This is a genomic window from Serratia sp. PL7 (assembly GCF_945957435.1).
This window is the reverse complement of record NZ_CAMFLB010000096.1, coordinates 1-1,179: the sequence shown is the minus strand read 5'-3', so window position 1 is coordinate 1,179 and position 1,179 is coordinate 1. Positions and strand designations below refer to the sequence as shown.

Here is a 1,179-nt window from a genome sequence, read left to right as displayed (position 1 = left end):
GGGAGAGCAGCTGTGTTTAAAGTCAACGGGTGATGATTAATTTGTCACCCATTTTTTATTATCCCGCAGCATCGCATTCAGGATAGTTAGCAGCTTTCTCACACAAGCCGTCACCGCCACCTTGAACGCTTTCCCACGCCCTATCAGGCGTTCGTAGAACGCCCGGATTGTCGGGTTGTACCGCACTGCTGACAAGGTCGCCATGTACAACGCTGAACGCACTGCGCTTCGCCCTCCCCAGATACTTCGCTTCCCTTTCATTTTTCCACTGTCGTGGGCGTAAGGACACACACCAACCAGCGCACTTATCTTGTGCCGATTCAGTGTCCCCAGCTCCGGCAGCATCGCCAGAAGCACCGCCATCGTTGTCGGCCCGATACCTTTGACTTCCTCCAACAGCGTCGCCTTTTCCCGCCACAGCGGCATCACTTTTATTTGCCTGTCGATGTCGTCATCTGCATCCCGGATTTCAGCTGTCAACCAGTCGATATGTCGCTTGATGCCCACTGAGACCACCACATCATCGCAGCTTTTGTAGCGGTTTATCTCCATGGTCCTGTTATCGACCAGTTGGCGACGGCGGGTCACCATCCCGGCCAGACGCTGCGTCTGTTCGTCCGGTGTGGGACGGGCTTCGGGCTCCATTCTCCGGCCAAACTCGCAGATGACACGGGCATCATTCGGGTCGGTTTTGTACAGAGTCCCTAACGCACGAGCGAAGTTTTTCACCTGGCGTGGATTGACCACGGCCACGGGTAACCCAGCCAACTCAAGCGTGGCGGCCAGCAATGAGTGATATCGGCCAGTCGCCTCCATCACGACAAGCTTGACGGTGATGGCAGAGAGCGCACTCAGCAACTGCTGATGGCCTTCCGGTGTGTTATCCAGATGCAGAAGCTGACGAGTTGAGTCGATGTATACGTCAAAAGTGTCTTTGGCAATGTCGATACCGACGGTTGCATGTTCAGTCATTTCAAGTCTCCCGGCCTTGTAAGATACGGGCTGGCTGATGCCGCCCTGGCAGCTGTTCGGGTTAACAGGAAAACTGACGCCACGCCATAAGCTCTCCCGCGGGTTTGTTGTCCCAGAGGGGAAACGGGCTGTGGCGTCAGGTACAACTCGGTTAAAGTCTACCCGCCTTTGGGCGGGTAATTAAAGTGTCTTTAAACATACAAGGGG

General features: G+C 55.0%; 1 protein-coding gene. It reads right to left on the bottom strand.

Annotation, left to right across the window (positions count from 1 at the left end):
- Nucleotides 1-36 precede the first annotated feature (36 nt).
- Nucleotides 37-972 (bottom strand): IS110 family transposase, encoded by a 936-nt coding sequence (locus N6G83_RS54360; RefSeq protein ID WP_173409848.1) that lies wholly within the window; start codon nucleotides 970-972, stop codon nucleotides 37-39.
- Nucleotides 973-1,179 lie beyond the last annotated feature (207 nt).

Excerpts from the sequence above, each read along its gene's own strand:
- N6G83_RS54360 (WP_173409848.1), bottom strand. The coding sequence starts at position 972 with ATGACTGAACATGCAACCGTCGGTATCGACATTGCCAAAGACACTTTT.